The following is a 16,435-nucleotide window of genomic DNA, read 5'->3' as shown; positions in this document are numbered from 1 at the left end:
AATGCCCGCGCGAGAGGAAGACCGGCCCTGGCTGGGGTCAAGCGCGCGGCGGCCTGCAGCGGCGGCCGGATTGCCATGATTCCGCCGGCGGCGGCGATCAGCCCATCCGGATGTCGGCGACGAACTTCTGCGCGCGCGGATGCTGCGGCCGATTGAAGAACTCGGACGGCGTGGCGCGTTCGAGCACCCGTCCGGCTTCGAGAAACCAGACCTGGTCGGCCACCTCGCGCGCGAAACCCATCTCGTGGGTCACGCAGACCATGGTCATGCCCTGCCAGGCGAGATCCCGCATCACGGCCAGCACCTCGCCCACCATCTCGGGGTCGAGCGCGCTGGTCGGCTCGTCGAACAGGATCAGCGGCGGCTTCATTGCCAGCGTGCGCGCGATCGCCACGCGCTGCTGCTGGCCGCCCGACAGCTCGCCGGGAAAGCGCATCGCCTTGTCGGCCAGGCCGACGCGGTCGAGCAGCTTCTGCGCCATCTGCCGCGCGTCCGCCCGCGAGACGCCGCCGACCTCGGTCGGCGCGAGCATCACGTTGTCCAGCGCGCTCAGGTGCGGGAACAGGTTGAAGCTCTGGAACACGAAGCCGATGCCGGCGCGCAGCCGGTTGAGGTCGGTGCCGGGCGCATGCACGTCCTGGCCATTGACGCGGATGCGTCCGCTGTCGATCGGCTCCAGCCGGTTCACGGTGCGGATCAGCGTCGACTTGCCGGAGCCGGACGGCCCGCAGACGACGATGACCTCGCCGGCCTCGACGCGCCCGCTCACCTCGGTGAGCACGCGCGTGGCGCCATAGGATTTGCTGACGTTGTCGAACTCGAGCATGGCGGATGTTTTCTCAGGGCGGTCAGGCGATTCAGGCCGGTCGGCTGCGGCGCGAGGCACCGATGCGGCGCTCCACCGCCGCCACGGCACGGCCGAGCGAGAAGCAGACGATGAAGTAGGTGATGGCCAGCAGCGCATAGACCTCGAAAGGCCGCGTCAGCAACTGGCCGTTGATCTGGTAGGCGGCGTTGGTGAGCTCGTCGACGCCGATCACGTAGGCCAGCGAGGTGTTCTTCACGACCACGACGAACTGGTTGAGCATGCTCGGGATCATGTTGTAGAGCGCCTGCGGCAGGATCACCTTGCGCAGCGTTCGCCAGTAGCCCAGGCCCAGCGTGCGCGCGGCTTCCTGCTGGCCGCGCGGCAGCGCGGCGATGCCGGCGCGCACGATTTCGCCGAGGTAGGCGCTTTCGTAGACCACCAGTGCCACCAGCATCATCAGCGTGGCGCTCACCTGGCCGCCGGTGAGCAGCGGCACCGCGAAGTAGGCCCAGAACACCACCAGCAGCAGCGGCAGTCCGCGAACCGAGTTGGCGTAGGCCGCCGCGGCCCATTGGACGGCGCGGATCGGCGAGGTGCGCGCGATGCCGACCAGCACCGCGAGCGGAAAGGACAGCAGCAGCGCCGCGGCCGCCAGGATCAGCGTCATCGCCAGGCCGCCGAGCGGGCCCTGCGGGTACTGGCCGATCAGCAGGATCAGGCCGTAGTCGCGAAGGATGTCGAGCATCGGTTCAGCTCCGCGCGGTGGTGAAGCGGCGGCTGGCCCAGGCGCCGGCGCCCATGATCAGCCAGGAGATCGCGAGGTAGCCGGCCGACGCGATGAGGAAGGCCTCGAAGGTGCGGTAAGTCTCGTTCTCGATCTGGCGCGTGGCGTGCATCAGCTCGGCCACGCCCACGGTCATCGCCAGGCTCGACGCCTTGAACAGCGCCAGCGTCTGGTTGACCAGCGGCGGCAGCGCGGCGCGCAGTGCCTGCGGCAGCAGGATGTACATGAGGGACTGCCGGTAGTTCATGCCGAGCGAGCGGGCCGCCTCGGCCTGCCCCTTGGGCAGCGAACGCAGGCCGCTGCGCAGGTCTTCGCTCATGTAGGCGGCCGCGTAGAGCGTCAGCGCGATGCACGAGAGGAAGAACTCGCCGTCGTGCCGGTTGATCCAGCGCTGCGCCAGCTTGGGCAGCAACTGCGGCACGCCGAAGTACCAGACGAAGATCTGCACCAGCCCCGGCACGTTGCGGTGGTATTCGACGAAGAGCCACACCGCACGCTGCGCCCAGGGGCCGGCGGCGCTGCGCACCGCCATCAGCAGCGAGGCCAGCAGCATCGCCAGCACCCAGCTGAGCGCGAACAGCCGGGCGGTGACGCCCAGGCCGTGCAGCAGCAGGGTCACGTAATCCGGATTGGCGAGCAGCAGGTCTCTCATGACGGGTTTCGAAGGGGCTCAGGCGGATTTACTGCGCGAAGGTCGAGATCGGCGTCAGCTTCTTCTCGCGGGCGAAGGCGAAGCGGGTCGTCGGGCCGTACCACTTGGTCCACAGCGTGTCGATCTCGCCGGCTTTCTCCATGTCTTCCAGCGTCTTATTGACGGCCGCCAGCAAGGCCGGCTCGCCCTTCTTCACGCCCAGCGCGGTCGGCTCCCAGGCCAGGCTGTCGTTGATGAACATCGCCTCGCCCTTCGACTCCGCCAGGTAGCGCAGGCCGGCGGTGTGCGAGGTCGAGAAGCCGTCGACCTTGTCCTGTGCGAGCGCCAGGTAGGCCGAGGGGCCGTCCTGATAGGTCACGATCTCGGTGTTGGGCAAGGCACGGCGCGCGAAGATCTCGGTGGTGGCGCTCTTCACTGCGCTCACGCGCTTGCCGGCGAGCTTGGCGAAGCTGTCGATGCCGGCGCTCTTCATGACCATCACGCGGATCGGCACCTGGTAGTGCGCCGCCGTGAAGTCGACCTGCTGCGCGCGCTCCTTCGTGTAGCCCAGCGCGGCCGACACCAGGTCGACGCGGCCGGTGGCCAGCTCGGGAATGCGCTGCTCGATCGACAGGCCCTTGTGTTCCAGCTTCAGGCCCATGCGCTTGGCGATGGCGGCGCACATGTCGACGTCGAAGCCGACGATCTGGCGGGTCTGCGGGTCCTGGAAGCCGAGCGGCTCGGTGGTGGTCAGCGTGCCGCAGACCAGCGTGCCGCGGGCCTTCATGTCGGCGAGCTGGTCGGCGGCCGCGCCGAAGGAGGCGAGGACCGTGAGGGCGGCCAGCGCAAGGCGGGCGGTCGTGGCGGACAGTTTCATCGAAAGCTCCTGGATATGGATGGAAGGGAACACGGGAAACGGGTGGCCGGTCAGGCGGCGTGCGCGGGCGGACGCTGGCCCTCCGACGGGTCGGGCACGGCGCCTGCCGCATGGAAGCGGCGCGCCAGCGCGAAGGCTTCCGCCAGCGCGGCAGTATCGCCCTCGGAAAGCTGGTGGCGCATCAACGCCAGCGCGTCGCTCAGGCGATCGATCTCTTCGACCAGCGGCCGGCGGTTGTGCAGTGCGATGTCGGCCCACAGTGCCGGGTCGGACGAACCGAGCCGCGTGAAGCCGCGGTAGCCCGAGCCCTGGTGCGCCGGCCAGTGGGCGGCTTCGGGCCGCACGGCCAGGCTGTGCAGGTAGGCGTAGGTGAGCAGTTGCGGCAGATGGCTGATGCCGGCGTAGATGCTGTCGTGCTCTGCCGCCGGCAGGCTCGCGACCTGCGCGCCCAGCATCGACCAGAAGCTGCGCACGCGCGCCACGGCATTGGCGTCGGTGCGGGCATCGGGCGTGAGGATGCAGCGCTTGCCGGCGAACAGGTCGGCCTCGGCCGCGGCCCAGCCGTGCTGCGCCTTGCCGGCGATCGGATGGCTGGGCACGAAGCGCCGGAGCGCCGCCGCACCGCCCTCTTCCAGCGCGGCCACGACCGGCGCCTTCACGCTCGCCACGTCGAAGCCGACCGCGCGGCCGGCACCGATGCGCGCGGCATGCAGCCGGATGAAGTCGAGCAGCACGCCCACCGGCTGGCACAGCACGACGAGGTCGTGCGTGTCGAACAGCGCACCGCCGTCCTCGGCGACCTCGTCGATCCAGCCGTCGGTGCGCAGCCGCTGCAGCAGCGCGGCGTCCTGGTCGAGGCCGGTGATGTGCAAGGGCCGGCCGGTCACGCGCAGCGCGCGCACGATCGAGCCGCCGATCAGGCCGACGCCGCAGACGGCGACGCGCAAGGTACCGAGGGAGGATGAGGCCGGCTGCAAGGACATGGCGCGCAGTGTGCAGCGCCGGTCCATCGGCTAGCAAATGCCAAAATATGCCAATTCCATAACTTGACGTTAAGCCCATGAACCTGCGCCAGATCGAGGTCTTCCGCGCCGTGATGCAGGCCGGATCGATCTCCGGCGCCGCCACCGCGCTGCATGTGTCGCAACCCGCGGTGAGCCGGCTGGTGCGCTACCTGGAAGTGAAGCTGGGCGTGCCGCTGTTCGAGCGCACCGGCAGCCGCCTGCATCCGACGCCCGAGGCGCATGCGCTGAAGCGCGAGGTCGACAGTGCCTACCGCAGCATCGACCGCGTCCGCACCTTTGCCGAACAGCTGCGCCATGGCGTGGCCGACACGCTGCGCATCGCGTCCAACCTGAGCACCGGCCTGGAACTGGTGCCGCGCGCCATCGCCGACATCAAGACGCGCATGCCCCGGCTGCACATCACGGTGGAAATCGCGACGCACGCGCAGATCACCGACCAGTTGCTCAGCGGCGAATGCGACATCGGCGTGGTGTCGTTCGTGCAGCACTTCCACCCGTCCATCAACGCGCACCCGATCGGCGAAGGCGAGGTGCTCTGCGCGATGTCGCCCGCCCATCCGCTGGCGGCGCAGAAGCGCATCACGCTGGACATGCTGCGCCGGCCCGACGTGATCTCCTTCGGCCACGAGACGCCGCACGGCAAGATCGTGAACACCCTGGTCGGCACCCAGGAGCCGCCGCTCGACCCGACGGTCGACGTGCGCTATGCCTATGTGGCCTGCAGCATCGCCGCCAGTGGATGGGGCGTTGCCGTGGTCGACGACATGACGGCACGGCATTGCGAAAGCGACCGGCTGGTGCTGCGTCCGCTGGCGCGGCCGATCCGCTACAGCGCCTGTGCCATGAGCAGCGCCGAACGGCCGCTGTCGAGCGCGGGCCGCGAGGTCGTGCAGCTGCTGGCCGCGCATTGGGAGGCATCGTTCGGCAGGAAGAAGGCGCGCCGCCGCCCATAACAAAGCGTTAACGACGACGCACAAGGTATCAAGTGCCATGTCGCGCTTGCCGACCTAGACTGGGCCGCACGCTATCTCCAGGACCCGGGACAGACATGATCGACAAGATATCCATCGGCTGCAGCGGCCGCGGCGTTCGCCATACCGTGGCCGAAGAAGTGAACAGCATGTTCGCGATGGTCAAGGAAGCCGGCGTGCACGACCACTTCGACCGCCTTCCCCAGCCGGGCGAGGAACGGCAGTACATGCTGGCCTCCGAAAAGTACGGCATTCCGATCCGCACCGGGTCGATCGTCTACCGCCTGGGCGGCACCTGGGCCGACCTGGAGAAGAACCTGCGGACCGCGCAGGTCGCGGGCGGCGAGTTCCACAACATCCTGCTGAACACGACCGACGTGGCCGGCCGCGTGCTGTCCGACGACGAGGTGGTCGACTGCTACGCGCAGGCGCACGAGCTGGGCCGGAAGATCGGCATCTCGATCGGCTTCGAAGTGCACATCGACATGTGGTCGGAAGACTTCCGCCGCATCGCGCGCGTGGCGCGCGGCGTGCGTGCGCGCGGACTGCCGTTCAACTTCATCCTCGACCACAGCCACGTGCTGCTGAAGCTCGGCAACCTGGAAGAACAGGACGCGAGCGGCATCCGCGCCGACGTGGCGTCCGGCGAGCTGGTCATCGACCCGTTCGAGGCGGGCAACGTCTTCGACGAGTGGCTGCGGATGGACATGGTCGCGTGGCTGCAGGTGCGTTCCGTCGCGCCCAACGGACCGAAGAACGTCTGGGCGCAGCGCTACGGCGGCGGTGGCTGGGGGCGCGCCTGCCAGTACCCGTTCATCAAGCCGAAGCCGGGCGAATGGCACTCGGACTGGCAGGCCTACCGGCTCGAGCCCAGCAAGCAGGTGGTGCGCAAGGCCCTGGCCTACCACTTCAGCCATGAGGCCAGCCCGCTGCGCTACATCACGACCGAGATGATCGACATGCCTGATTACGGCGAGAACGCGAAGTACTCGCTGTTCGAGAACAACGTCGCCATTGCGCAGTGGGTGCGCGACGAGGCGGCGCGGATCGCCGCCGGCCTGGCCCCGACGCCCTGACCCGATCAGCTCGCCGCTGCCGGCCGGTCGCTCAGAGCGCCCAGGTCGCCTGCAGCGACGGGCGCGCCGAGAACGCCGCGAACCACTGCGCGACGGCCGGATGCCGGCTGCGCCAGTCGAAGCCGGCAAAGCGCAGGTCGAGATACCACAGGGCGCAGGCCACGGTCAGCGTGCCGATGTCCACGCGCCCCGGTGCGAGCAGCGCCGGGTTCGCGCCCAGATGCGCGAGCGAGGTCTCGGCCTTGTCGAGCTGGCCGGCGCGCCATTCGGGCCACTGCAGCGCCTCGGGGCGCTGCACGTCCTCGTAGCGTGCGAGCAGCGCGCCGTCGAGGATGCCGTCGCCCAGCGCCTGCAGCGTGAGCGCGTCCCAGCGCGCTGCGCCTTCGCGCGGGAACAGCGCGCCGCCACCGAGCCGGTCGAGGTACTCGCAGATCACGCGGCTGTCGAACAGCACAGCGCCGTCGTCGGTGATGAAGGTCGGCACCTTGCCCAGCGGGTTCTTCGGGATGATGTCCTGGTCGCGCTGGACCGGCCCGGCGTTCGACGGCAGCAGTTCGATGCGGCCGTCCAGCCCGAGCTCGTGTGCGGTCACCAGGCACTTGCGCACATAGGGGGAGAAGGGAGAGAAATAGAGCTTCATGGTTTCAGTTCAGGAGTTCAGGCCGTTCAGAGAGCTTGCGACTGTGCGGCATGCCGGCCGGCGATCCAGCCAAAGGTCAGCGCCGGGCCGAGCGTGATGCCGGGCGCGGGGTATTCGCCGCCCATCACCGAATGCATGTCGTTGCCGGCCATGTACAGGCCCGGGATCGGCTGGCCGGCAGCGTCGAGCGCCTGCGCGTTCTCGTTGCACGCGATGCCGGCGGCGGTGCCGATGTCGCCAGCGACCACCTTCACCGCATAGAACGGTGCGCGCTGCAGCGGGCCGAGGCAGGCGTTGGGCTTCTGGTCGGCATCGCCCAGGTAGCGGTTGTAGACGGTGTCGCCCTTGCCGAAGTCCTCGTCCTTGCCGCTGGCCGCCAGCGCATTGAAGCGCTGCGCCGAGGCTTCGAGCCGGGCGCCGTCGATGCCCAGCGCGTCGCCCAGCGCTCGCAGCGTCTGCGCCTTGACCAGGTACCCGTCGCGCACCAGGTGCTCGCGGGGACGGCCACCAGGCAGCGCCAGGCCCATGCCCCACTTCTCCATGAAATCGTGGTCGCAGACCAGGTAGGCGGGCAGCGTCGGCACGGTCTCGTTCGACCGGTACATGCCGCGCACGAACTCGTGGTACGAGGTCGACTCGTTGACGAAGCGCTCGCCGGCCTGGTTGACCGCCATCAGGCCGGGCTTGGCGCGGTCCCACACCAGGTGCGGATAGCGCACGACGCTGCCGTCCGCGCGCTCCAGGATCGACACCGGCGCCCAGAAGGCGGGGCTCGCGTGGCCGCTGCCCATCGCCGCACCGGCCTCGCGCGCGAGTGCGATCCCTTCTCCGCGATTGCCCTGTGGCGACATCGACCAGGCGCCGGTCGGCTGCGGATACAGCTCGCCGCGCAAGGACGGGTCCCAGGGAAAGCCGCCGGTCGCCACCACGACGCCCTGCGTCGCGCGGACCCGGACCGTCTTGCCGCCGCGCAGCAGCCACACGCCGGTGACGCGGCCGCCGTCCACCTGCAGCTTCTGCAACGGCGTGTCGAGCCAGTACGCGATGCGGCGGTCCAGCACGCTCTTGAAGAGCCGCGCGGCCAGCGCATTGCCCAGCACGAGCCGGGTGCCGCGGTGGTAGCCGCGCAGCCGGTCGGCGAAGAAGCGCAGCACCAGCTTCATGCCCTCGCGCCACGAGGTGAACGACTTGGTGACCGCCAGCAGATGCTTGGCATCCGTCATCGTGATCATCATGCCGCCGAGCACCATGAACTCGGGCAGCGGATCGCGCAGCTCGCGAAAGTGCCTGCCGAGCAGCCGGCCGTCGAACATCGCCGGATCGAGCGAGCGCCCGCCCATGGCGGCACCGTCGCGGTCCGGGTGGTAGTCCGGCGAATAGCTGCGCGCCACCAGCTTGACGTCGGTATGGCGGTCGAAGAAATCGACCATGCCCGCGCAGTTGCGCAGGAAGGCCTGCTGCATCTCGGCCGGCGCGGCATCGCCCACCGTGTTGCGCATGTACGTCCAGGCCGCGTCGAAGCTGTCGGGATGCCCGATCTTCGCGGCCTGCGCGTTCAGCGGTGCCCAGACCGCACCGCCCGAAACGGCGGTCGATCCACCGACCCGGTCGGTCTTCTCGACCAGCAGCACCTTGCGGCCCTCGATGGTGGCCGACAGCGCCGCCGCCATGCCGCCGGTACCGGCGCCGATCACGACGACGTCGTAGGTGTCGTCCCAAAGCTCGCTGGAAGTCATGCGCCGGACCCGCCCAGCGACTTGCCGCCGTCGACGAACAGCACCTGCCCGGTGATGAAGCCGGTCTGCGACGAGACCAGGAAGGACACCGCCTGGGCGATGTCTTCAGGCCGGCCGGCCTTGCCGGTCGGTTGCAACGCCAGTTGCGCGGCCAGCCGCTCGGGCGTGAGCGCGCGCAGGATCGGCGTGTCGATCAGGCCCGGCGCGATCGCGTTGACCAGGATGCCGCGCGGCGCGAGTTCCATCGCGCTCGCGCGGGTGTAGCCGACGACCGCCGCCTTCGACGCCACGTAGTGCGGATGGTTCTTCGCGCCCAGGTACGCGCGCGATGCGATGTTCACGATGCGGCCGCCCTCCGGCATGGTCTTCGCGACTTCCTGCGTCAGCGTGGCCACGGCGATCAGGTTGACCTCGTAGGCGCGGCGGAAGTCGGCGTTGCTGACCTCGAGGAACTTGCGTTCGTCGAAGATGCCGGCGTTGTTGACGAGCGCCTGCACCGGCGGCAGCGAGCGCACCAGGCCGCGCACGGCGTCCTCGTCGGTCAGGTCGAGCACGCGGCACTGCACGGCCAGCCCGAGTCCGACGAGCCGTTCGGTCTCTCGCTGCGCGAGCGCCTCGTCGCGGTCCACCATCGTCACCGCGAAGCCGTCGCGCGCGAGGCGCTCGACAGTGGCGAGTCCCATGCCGCCGGCGCCGCCGGTGACCAATGCAATCGGTTTGCTGCTGTTCATGTCGAACGGGTCCTGTGTCATGCGGAGAGAAAGCCGCCGTCGACCGGCAGCACCACGCCATTGACGTAGCTGGCCATCGGCGAGCAGAGGAAGACGACCGGACCGACGATCTCGTCGACCTCGCCGCCGCGCGCCATCGGCACGCGCTTCATGTACCAGTCGGTACCGCCCGGCACGGCGAGCTGCGGCGCGATCATCTCGGTGAGCATCAGCCCCGGTGCGATCGCATTGGCACGCACGCCGAAGGGTGCGAGCTCGCGCGCCAGCACCTGCGTGAGCGAGCGCACCGCGCCCTTCGACGCGACGTAGCCGGCCGACGAGATGCCGCTCACGAAGGCGACGATCGACGACAGGTTGACGATGCTGCCGCGCGTCTTCTTCAGCGCCGGAACGAACGCATGCGTGACGTTGAACAGCCCCTGCAGGTTGACCTCGATCAACCGGTCCCACACCTCGGTCGCCTGCGGGTCGTCGACACGCGACTTGCCCGAGATGCCGGCGTTGTTGATGAGCGCGTCGATCGGCCCGAAGCGCGCCTCCAGGTCGGCCGCGCAGGCCTGCACCGCGGCGCGATCGGTCACGTCGATGGCGACGCTCCAGGCCTGGCCGCCCGACGCGACGATCGATGCGGCGACGGCCTCGGCGCGCGCCAGGTCGATGTCGGCCGCGATCACGCGCGCGCCTTCCCTGGCGAAGCCGTGCGCGATGGCCGAGCCCAGCCCGCCGCCCGCGCCGGTGACGAGTGCCAGCTTGTCCTTCAATAGATCCATGGTGTCTCCTGTGTGTGCTGGAACGGCGTCGCGTCAGACGCCGAGGTACGCCCGGCGCACGGCCGGGTCGTTGATGAGCTGGTCGGACGGGCCTTCGAGCGTGATCTCGCCGTTCTCCAGGATGTAGGCATGGCTCGCCACCGTGAGCGCGAGGCGCACGTCCTGCTCGACCAGCAGGATCGTGAGTCCCTGCTCGCGGTTGAGGCGCTGGATCGACTCGAAGATCTGCTCGACCAGCAGCGGCGACAGGCCCATCGACGGCTCGTCGAACATGATCATGCGAGGCCGCGACATCAGCGCGCGGCCGATCGCCAGCATCTGCTGCTCGCCGCCGGACAAGGTCGCGGCGCGCTGGTCGGCGCGCTCCTTCAGACGCGGGAACATGGCGAAGACCTTCTCGAAATCCTCGGCCATCTCGCTGCGGTTGCGCCGCAGGAAAGCGCCGAGTTCGAGGTTCTCGCGCACGCTCATTTCCTTGAAGACCTCGCGGCCTTCGGGCACCTGCACCAGCCCGCGCCGCACGATCTCGTCGGACGGCAGGCGCTGGATCGGCGCGCCGTCGAAGACCACCTCGCCGGCGGTCGGGTTGATCAGGCGCGAGATGGCGTTGAGCGTGCTGCTCTTGCCCGCGCCGTTGCTGCCGAGCAGCGCCACGATGCCGCCTTGCGGCACCTGCAGCGACACATGCGACAGCGCCTGGATGGCACCGTAGGAGGCGCTGATGCCGCGCAGTTCGAGCATCGGCGGGGTCGGGTTGCGTGGGGTCTCAGGCACGGGCGGCTCCCTTGCCGAGATAGGCTTCGATCACGGTCGGGTCCTCGCTGATTTCCTTGGGCGTGCCTTCGGCGATCTTCTGGCCGAAGGACATCACGGTGATGCGGTTGGAGATCGACATCACGAGCTGCATCACGTGCTCCACCAGCAGCACGGTGATGCCGTCGCGCCGGGCGAGTTCGGTGAGCAGGTGGTCGAGCTTCTCGATGTCGCGGTTGCGCAGGCCGGCGGCCGGCTCGTCCAGCAGCAACAGCTTGGGCTTCAGCGCCAGTGCGCGGGCGATCTCCAGCAGCTTCTGGTGGCCGAAGTCGAGTTCCTTGGCGCGGGTGTTGCGGTCGTGGGTCAGGCCCACGCGTTCGATCAGGCTGTCGACCAGGTCGCGGACTTCGCCGCTCGGCCGCCGCAGCAGCCGCCCCAGCGTGTTCGCGCTGTGCGAATGGCAGCCGAGCAGCACGTTCTCGTAGACGCTGAGATCGCCGAACAGCTCCAGGTTCTGGAAGGTGCGCGCCACGCCCAGGCCGGCCATGCGGGTCGGCGGGAAATGGGTCACGTCCTCGCCTTCGAGCCGGATGCGGCCCTCGCTGGGCTGGTAGTAGCGCGAGATGCAGTTGAAGGTGGTCGACTTGCCCGCGCCGTTCGGGCCGATCAGCGCATGGATGGTGCCGCGCTCGACCTGGAACGACAGCGCGTTCACCGCCACCAGGCCACCGAAGCGCACGGTGATGCCCGCGACATCGAGGAAGGGCTGTGCGCTCATTGAGTCGTCTCCTTCGCCACGTGTTGCCGCGCGGCCCGCTTGTTGCGGTCGGCGAAGAGCCCCTTGGGGCGGAACATCATGAAGCCCATCAGGATCAGGCCGTAGATGATTTCCTGCACCGACATCAGCTGGCGCAGCAGTTCGGAGATCAGGCCGAACGCGATGGCGCCGGCCACCGCACCACGCACCGAGCCCATGCCGCCCACCACGACCATCGTCAGCACCAGGATCGTGGTCTGGAAGCCCAGGCTTTCCGGATGGATGAAGGACGTGAACAGCGTGTACATGCCGCCCGCCACACCGGCGAAGGCCGCGGAAATGGCGAATGCGCTCTGCTTCATGGCCTTGACGTTGATGCCCATCGCCATGGCGGCCACGTCGCTTTCGCGCACCGCGCGCAGCGCCGAGCCGTATTGCGAGCGGGCCAGTGCCACGGTCAGCCACAGCATCAGGCCGGCCAGCACGATGACGAAGGGATAGGCCTGCAGGTCGTTGGTCAGCTTGTAGCCGAACAGTTCCGCCGGCTGCATCTGCATGCCGTTGGAGCCGCCGGTGACGCGCTCCCAGCTCAGGAACACCCATTGCATCGCCTCGCCGAAGGCGAAGGTGGCGAGTGCCAGGTAGATGTCGCGCATGCGCAGCGCCAGGTAGCCGATCAGGAAGCCGAGCACCGCCGACAGCAGGCCGCCGGCCAGGATCGACACGACGAAGGGCGGATGCCAGGCCGCATTGATGATGCCGGCCGTGTAGATGCCGATGCCGTAGAAGGCGGCATGCGCCAGGGCGAACTGCCCGGCCTCGCCGATCACCACGTGCATGCCGAGCGACAGCACGACGAAGACGGCCAGCAGGTTGACGACATACAGCACATAGCCCGACACGGTGAAGGGCAGGACCATCAGGATCAGGGCGCCGACCAGCAGCGCCCAGTGGTCACGGGTCATGGATTTCATACTTTCTTCACTTGGGGCTTGCCGCCCAGGATGCCCTGCGGGCGCACGACCAGCGTGACGAGGATGGCCAGGAACGGCGCGACCACGATGGCGTTGGTGGAGATGAACAGGCCCACCAGGTTCTCGACGATGCCGATGATCAGGCCGCCCAGCACCGCGCCCGGCAGGCTGGTGAAGCCGCCGACGATCGCCGCGGCATACGCCAGGATCGCGATGTGCGCGATGTCGGGCGTGATCAGCACCTTGGGCGTGATCAGCAGCGCCGCCAGCGCCGCGATGACGCCGGACATCGCCCAGACCATCATGCGGATGTGCGACAGGCGGATGCCCACGATCTGCGCTGCGCGCGGGTTCATGCCGACCGCGCGCATCGCCTTGCCGATACGGGTGCGGCTGAACATCAGGTAGATCAGCAGCATCAGCACGACGGAGCTGAAGAAGATGGTGATGTCGAGCCGCGTCAGGAACGCGTCGCCGATGATCACCGGGTCGTTCGCGACCAGCGAAGGCAGCGAGCGCGGCGTGTCGCCAAGGCCGGTCTGGCGCACCAGGCCCTTGAGCGTGTAGGCCAGGCCCAGCGTGGCGATCACCAGTTGCGGGCCCACGCCCTTCGAATGCGTGACGCGTTCCATCACGACGCCCTGGAACAGCGCGGCGCCGACGGCCACCGCGACCACCGTCAGCGGAATGACCAGCGCATAGGGCAGCCCGGCGATCAGCAGCAGCGACAGCGCCACATAGCCGCCGATCATGAAGATTTCGCCCTGCGCGAAGTTGGGCACGTCGGTCGTCTTGAAGATGGCGACGATGGCGATGGCCAGCAGCGCATACACGCTGCCGGTCACCAGGCCGGACAACACGCCCTGCTGCAGAAACAGCCAGATCTCACTGAAACTCATAGCGTTGCGGAAGGCGCCCGCACGCTGCGGGCGGCCTTCCCTCCTTGGTGGATTACTTGGGCTGGTAGGTCCACAGGCTGCGGTATGCGCCCGGAACCGCGGCCATGTTGGTGCCGTCGAACTTCAGGTAGATGGCCGACTTCTGGCCCGCGTGGTCGGTCGGCGTCAGCTCGATCGGGCCGGCCATCACGTTCGACTCGAACTTGGTCTGCGACAGCGCCGTCAGGAACTTCTCGCGGGTCAGGTCCGGGCCCGCGGCCTTCAGCGCGTTGACCACCGTCATCGCCGACGGAATGCCGTAGGGCATGTAGGTCTGCGGATAGCCGGGCTTGGCGGCGAGCTCGGGGTAGTAGCTCTTGTACATGTCGTAGACCCACTTGAGCTTGGGGCCGCCGGCCACGTCGGTCATGACTTCCTGCAGGTAGACGTTCTTGAACGCTTCCTTGTTGCCGACGTTCTCCACCAGTTGCTTCAGGTCGGCCGTGCCGTTGACCGCGATGACGATCGGCTTGGTCCAGCCCAGCTCCTGCGCCTTCTTCACCAGCAGGCTCACGGGGCGCGCGTAGGTGGTGATGAGCAGCACGTCCGGGTTGGCCGCGCGGATCTTCAGCATCGGCGCGGTGACGTCCGTCAGGTTGGGCGCCACCGACTGCACCTGCAGGTCGACGCCGAGCTTCTTGGCCTGGAATTCCGCGGCTTCGAGGTTCCAGCCGCCATAGGCGTCGTCATGGTTGATGTAGCCGATCTTCTTGCCCTTCAGGTGCTCGACGGCGAACTGCACCATCGAGCCGCCCACCGCACGCTGCGAGATGGAGAAGGCGCCGTAGATGTACTTCGACGGCGGATACAGCGCGCCGTCGCCGGAGGCGTTCAGCATCACGAACGGGATCTGCGAGCGCTCGACGTACTCGCGCGCGCCGACCACCGCCGCGGAGCAGGAGCCGCCGTTCAGCGCGAACACCTTGTCCTGCTCGGTCAGCTTCTTGACGGCGGCCAGCAGGTCGTTGGCGTTGCAGCGATCGTCCTCGATCACCAGTTCGATCTTGCGGCCGTTGATGCCGCCTTCCTTGTTGACCTTGTCGTAGTACATCTTGGCCGCGTTCATCACGTCGAAGCCATAGGCCATCGAGTTGCCGGACAAGGGGCCGAACAGGCCGATCTTGATGGTCTTGTCGGTGAGTCCCGGGTCCTGCTGCGCATGCGCAGCGCCAAGGGTCAGGCCGCAGACGGCCAGTGCGATCAGGTTCTTCAGTCGTTTCATGTTGTCTCCTTCTGGTTTGTCGAGAGGCGCGGGGAAAAGCGTTGCGTCACTGCATGCGGTAGCCGCCATTGACGTCGATCACGTCGCCGGTGATGTACGCCGCAGCCGGCGACACCAGGTAGCTCACGGCGGCGGCCACGTCGTCCACCGTGCCGACCCGGCCGAGCGGAATGTTCTGCGCCACGGCGGCGAGCGCGCCGCTGCTGGACACGGTGCTGCGCAGCATCTCGGTGTCGATCAGCCCGGGGGCGATGACGTTGGACGTGATGCCCAGGTGCGCGGCCTCGCGTGCGAAAGCCTTGGCATAGCCGTGGACGGCCGCCTTGGCGGCGATGTAGGCCGAACTCGAGCGGTAGCCGCCGAGCTGCGCCGCGACCGAGCCGAAGAACACCACGCGGCCGTCCGCCGCGGGTGCCGCTTCACGGCGGCGCAGGTATTCGCGGCTGCAGAGGAAGGCGCCGCGGGTGTTCACCGCGAAACTGCGCTCCCATGTATCCACGGTCATGTCCTTGATCAGCGGGCGCTCGCCATTCGGCAGGATCAGCAGGCCGGCCACGCAGACCAGCACCGACACCGCGCCGAACGACGACTCCACGTCCTCGAACAGGCCCTGCACGGCGGCTTCGTCCGATACGTCGACCGTGCGCGCGGCATGCGGCGCACCCAGGCTCTCGGCGACGCGCGCCGCGTTGGCGCCGTCGATGTCGGCGATCACCACCCGAAGGCCTTCGGCGGCCAGCTTGCGCGCGACGGCCTCGCCGATACCGCGCCCGCCTCCCGTGACCACCGCCAACCGGCCTTGCGTTGAACTGTCTGGCATGCATGTCCCTTTCAAAATCTCTATGTCTCAGGTCAGGGCGGGAGTATGTATACATGCAAGCGAATAAATCACGGGGTTTACCCTGTTAAACGCTTAAATAAGGCATCCACGTATACTTGATGCCATCAACAAAATTGCTCGATGAATGGGGAGACCGCCTTGGAAACACTGTCCCAACAGGTCACGGACACGCTGCGCGACTGGGTTCTCCACGGGCGGTTCAAGGCCGGCGAGCGCATCGAGGAGATTCCGACGGCGCAGGCCATGGGCGTGTCGCGCACGCCGGTGCGTGCCGCGCTGCAGGCGCTCGCCAACGAGGGGCTGATCGACCACCAGCCCAAGCGCGGCTACCTCGTCAGGGCGTTCGAACTGGAGACGATCGTCGCGGCCTACGAGGTGCGCGCGGTGCTCGAAGGGCTCGCATGCCGGAGCGCGGCGCAGCGCGGCCTGAGCGCCGCACAGGCGCAGACGCTGCGCGATTGCCTGGCCGATGGCGACCGCATCCTCGGCAAGGGCGTGCTGCTGCCGGAGGACCACGAGCCCTACCAGCAGATCAACGTCGCGCTGCACAACACGCTGCTGTCGGCGTCGTCCAATCCGTGGCTGAGCCGGTTCGCCGAGCAGGCGCACAACATTCCCTATGCCTCGGACCGCATCGTGCTGTGGGACGTGGAGCACGCCGTGATCCTGCGATCCCACGGCGACCACCACCGGATCGTCGAAGCCGTGCTGGCCGGCGACTGCACCCGCGCGGAGCAACTGATGCGCGAGCACGTGTACTACGCGGGCATCATCTTCAGGAACAACTTCGAGCGCCTGATGAAGGACGGCGGGGCCGCGGCTTAGCCTGGCGCGCAAGTTGCGGTACATGCGGCCATTGCTGCCGGTACGATTCGCGATCGCCGCGTTTCGACGCCACCGC

The 16,435-nt window shown here is 68.2% G+C and carries 18 protein-coding genes; 3 read left to right on the top strand and 15 right to left on the bottom strand.

Going from position 1 to position 16,435, the window contains the following annotated elements:
- Window positions 1-97: 97 nt before the first annotated feature.
- Genes AC07PZ_RS00385 through AC07PZ_RS00365 form a run of 5 tightly spaced genes read right to left on the bottom strand, consistent with a single transcriptional unit; the run spans window position 98 to window position 4,083 of the window.
- Window positions 98-826 (bottom strand): amino acid ABC transporter ATP-binding protein, encoded by a 729-nt coding sequence (locus AC07PZ_RS00385; RefSeq protein WP_495293013.1) that lies wholly within the window; start codon window positions 824-826, stop codon window positions 98-100.
- A 31-nt stretch (window positions 827-857) separates the two neighbouring features.
- Window positions 858-1,553, bottom strand: a complete 696-nt coding sequence (locus AC07PZ_RS00380) for an amino acid ABC transporter permease (RefSeq protein ID WP_495293012.1) — start codon at window positions 1,551-1,553, stop codon at window positions 858-860.
- A gap of 4 nt (window positions 1,554-1,557) precedes the next feature.
- Complete coding sequence (locus AC07PZ_RS00375; RefSeq protein WP_495293011.1) at window positions 1,558-2,244, bottom strand: amino acid ABC transporter permease; 687 nt, start codon at window positions 2,242-2,244, stop codon at window positions 1,558-1,560.
- Between the two features lie 28 nt (window positions 2,245-2,272).
- A complete protein-coding gene (locus tag AC07PZ_RS00370) occupies window positions 2,273-3,100 on the bottom strand; it encodes an ABC transporter substrate-binding protein (protein ID WP_495293010.1) in 828 nt (275 codons plus the stop codon).
- 50 nt (window positions 3,101-3,150) lie between these two features.
- Window positions 3,151-4,083 (bottom strand): prephenate dehydrogenase, encoded by a 933-nt coding sequence (locus AC07PZ_RS00365; protein WP_495293009.1) that lies wholly within the window; start codon window positions 4,081-4,083, stop codon window positions 3,151-3,153.
- 77 nt (window positions 4,084-4,160) lie between these two features.
- On the opposite strand from AC07PZ_RS00365, the gene AC07PZ_RS00360 reads away from it, so the two are divergent.
- A complete protein-coding gene (locus AC07PZ_RS00360) occupies window positions 4,161-5,078 on the top strand; it encodes a LysR family transcriptional regulator (protein ID WP_495293008.1) in 918 nt (305 codons plus the stop codon).
- 95 nt (window positions 5,079-5,173) lie between these two features.
- Window positions 5,174-6,172: a xylose isomerase gene (locus tag AC07PZ_RS00355; RefSeq protein WP_495293007.1), complete on the top strand. Its 999-nt coding sequence runs from the start codon at window positions 5,174-5,176 to the stop codon at window positions 6,170-6,172.
- A 31-nt stretch (window positions 6,173-6,203) separates the two neighbouring features.
- Here the strand turns inward: AC07PZ_RS00355 and AC07PZ_RS00350 are convergent, their stop codons facing one another.
- Genes AC07PZ_RS00350 through AC07PZ_RS00305 form a run of 10 tightly spaced genes read right to left on the bottom strand, consistent with a single transcriptional unit; the run spans window position 6,204 to window position 15,513 of the window.
- Window positions 6,204-6,812 carry a glutathione S-transferase family protein gene (locus AC07PZ_RS00350; RefSeq protein WP_495293006.1) on the bottom strand — a complete coding sequence of 203 codons (609 nt, stop codon included), beginning with the start codon at window positions 6,810-6,812 and terminating at the stop codon, window positions 6,204-6,206.
- A 26-nt stretch (window positions 6,813-6,838) separates the two neighbouring features.
- Entirely contained in the window at window positions 6,839-8,548 is a 1,710-nt protein-coding gene (locus AC07PZ_RS00345) for an FAD-dependent oxidoreductase (protein WP_495293005.1), read from the bottom strand.
- Entirely contained in the window at window positions 8,545-9,279 is a 735-nt protein-coding gene (locus tag AC07PZ_RS00340) for an SDR family NAD(P)-dependent oxidoreductase (protein WP_495293004.1), read from the bottom strand. Before AC07PZ_RS00340 ends, AC07PZ_RS00345 begins: the two co-directional genes overlap by 4 nt.
- Before the next feature lie 17 nt (window positions 9,280-9,296).
- Entirely contained in the window at window positions 9,297-10,049 is a 753-nt protein-coding gene (locus AC07PZ_RS00335) for an SDR family NAD(P)-dependent oxidoreductase (RefSeq protein WP_495293003.1), read from the bottom strand.
- Between the two features lie 33 nt (window positions 10,050-10,082).
- Window positions 10,083-10,790 (bottom strand): ABC transporter ATP-binding protein, encoded by a 708-nt coding sequence (locus tag AC07PZ_RS00330; protein WP_495293933.1) that lies wholly within the window; start codon window positions 10,788-10,790, stop codon window positions 10,083-10,085.
- A gap of 25 nt (window positions 10,791-10,815) precedes the next feature.
- On the bottom strand, window positions 10,816-11,580 hold the full coding sequence (locus AC07PZ_RS00325) for an ABC transporter ATP-binding protein (RefSeq protein ID WP_495293002.1): 765 nt from the start codon (window positions 11,578-11,580) through the stop codon (window positions 10,816-10,818).
- The gene (locus AC07PZ_RS00320) at window positions 11,577-12,533 is read right to left on the bottom strand and encodes a branched-chain amino acid ABC transporter permease (protein WP_495293001.1); all 957 of its coding nucleotides are present in this window, start codon (window positions 12,531-12,533) and stop codon (window positions 11,577-11,579) included. The genes AC07PZ_RS00325 and AC07PZ_RS00320 overlap by 4 nt, the downstream gene beginning before the upstream one ends.
- Window positions 12,530-13,432, bottom strand: coding sequence for a branched-chain amino acid ABC transporter permease (locus tag AC07PZ_RS00315; protein ID WP_495293000.1), 903 nt, complete (start codon window positions 13,430-13,432; stop codon window positions 12,530-12,532). The genes AC07PZ_RS00320 and AC07PZ_RS00315 overlap by 4 nt, the downstream gene beginning before the upstream one ends.
- A gap of 52 nt (window positions 13,433-13,484) precedes the next feature.
- Entirely contained in the window at window positions 13,485-14,693 is a 1,209-nt protein-coding gene (locus AC07PZ_RS00310; protein ID WP_495292999.1) for an ABC transporter substrate-binding protein, read from the bottom strand.
- A gap of 46 nt (window positions 14,694-14,739) precedes the next feature.
- Window positions 14,740-15,513, bottom strand: a complete 774-nt coding sequence (locus AC07PZ_RS00305; protein WP_495292998.1) for an SDR family NAD(P)-dependent oxidoreductase — start codon at window positions 15,511-15,513, stop codon at window positions 14,740-14,742.
- 159 nt (window positions 15,514-15,672) lie between these two features.
- On the opposite strand from AC07PZ_RS00305, the gene AC07PZ_RS00300 reads away from it, so the two are divergent.
- Entirely contained in the window at window positions 15,673-16,359 is a 687-nt protein-coding gene (locus AC07PZ_RS00300; RefSeq protein WP_495292997.1) for a GntR family transcriptional regulator, read from the top strand.
- The last annotated feature ends 76 nt before the right edge of the window (window positions 16,360-16,435 follow it).

It is taken from the genome of Variovorax sp. GW821-FHT10B04, assembly GCF_059415645.1.
The sequence above is the reverse complement of the archived record's forward strand: the minus strand, read 5'-3'. Positions and strand labels throughout refer to the sequence as shown.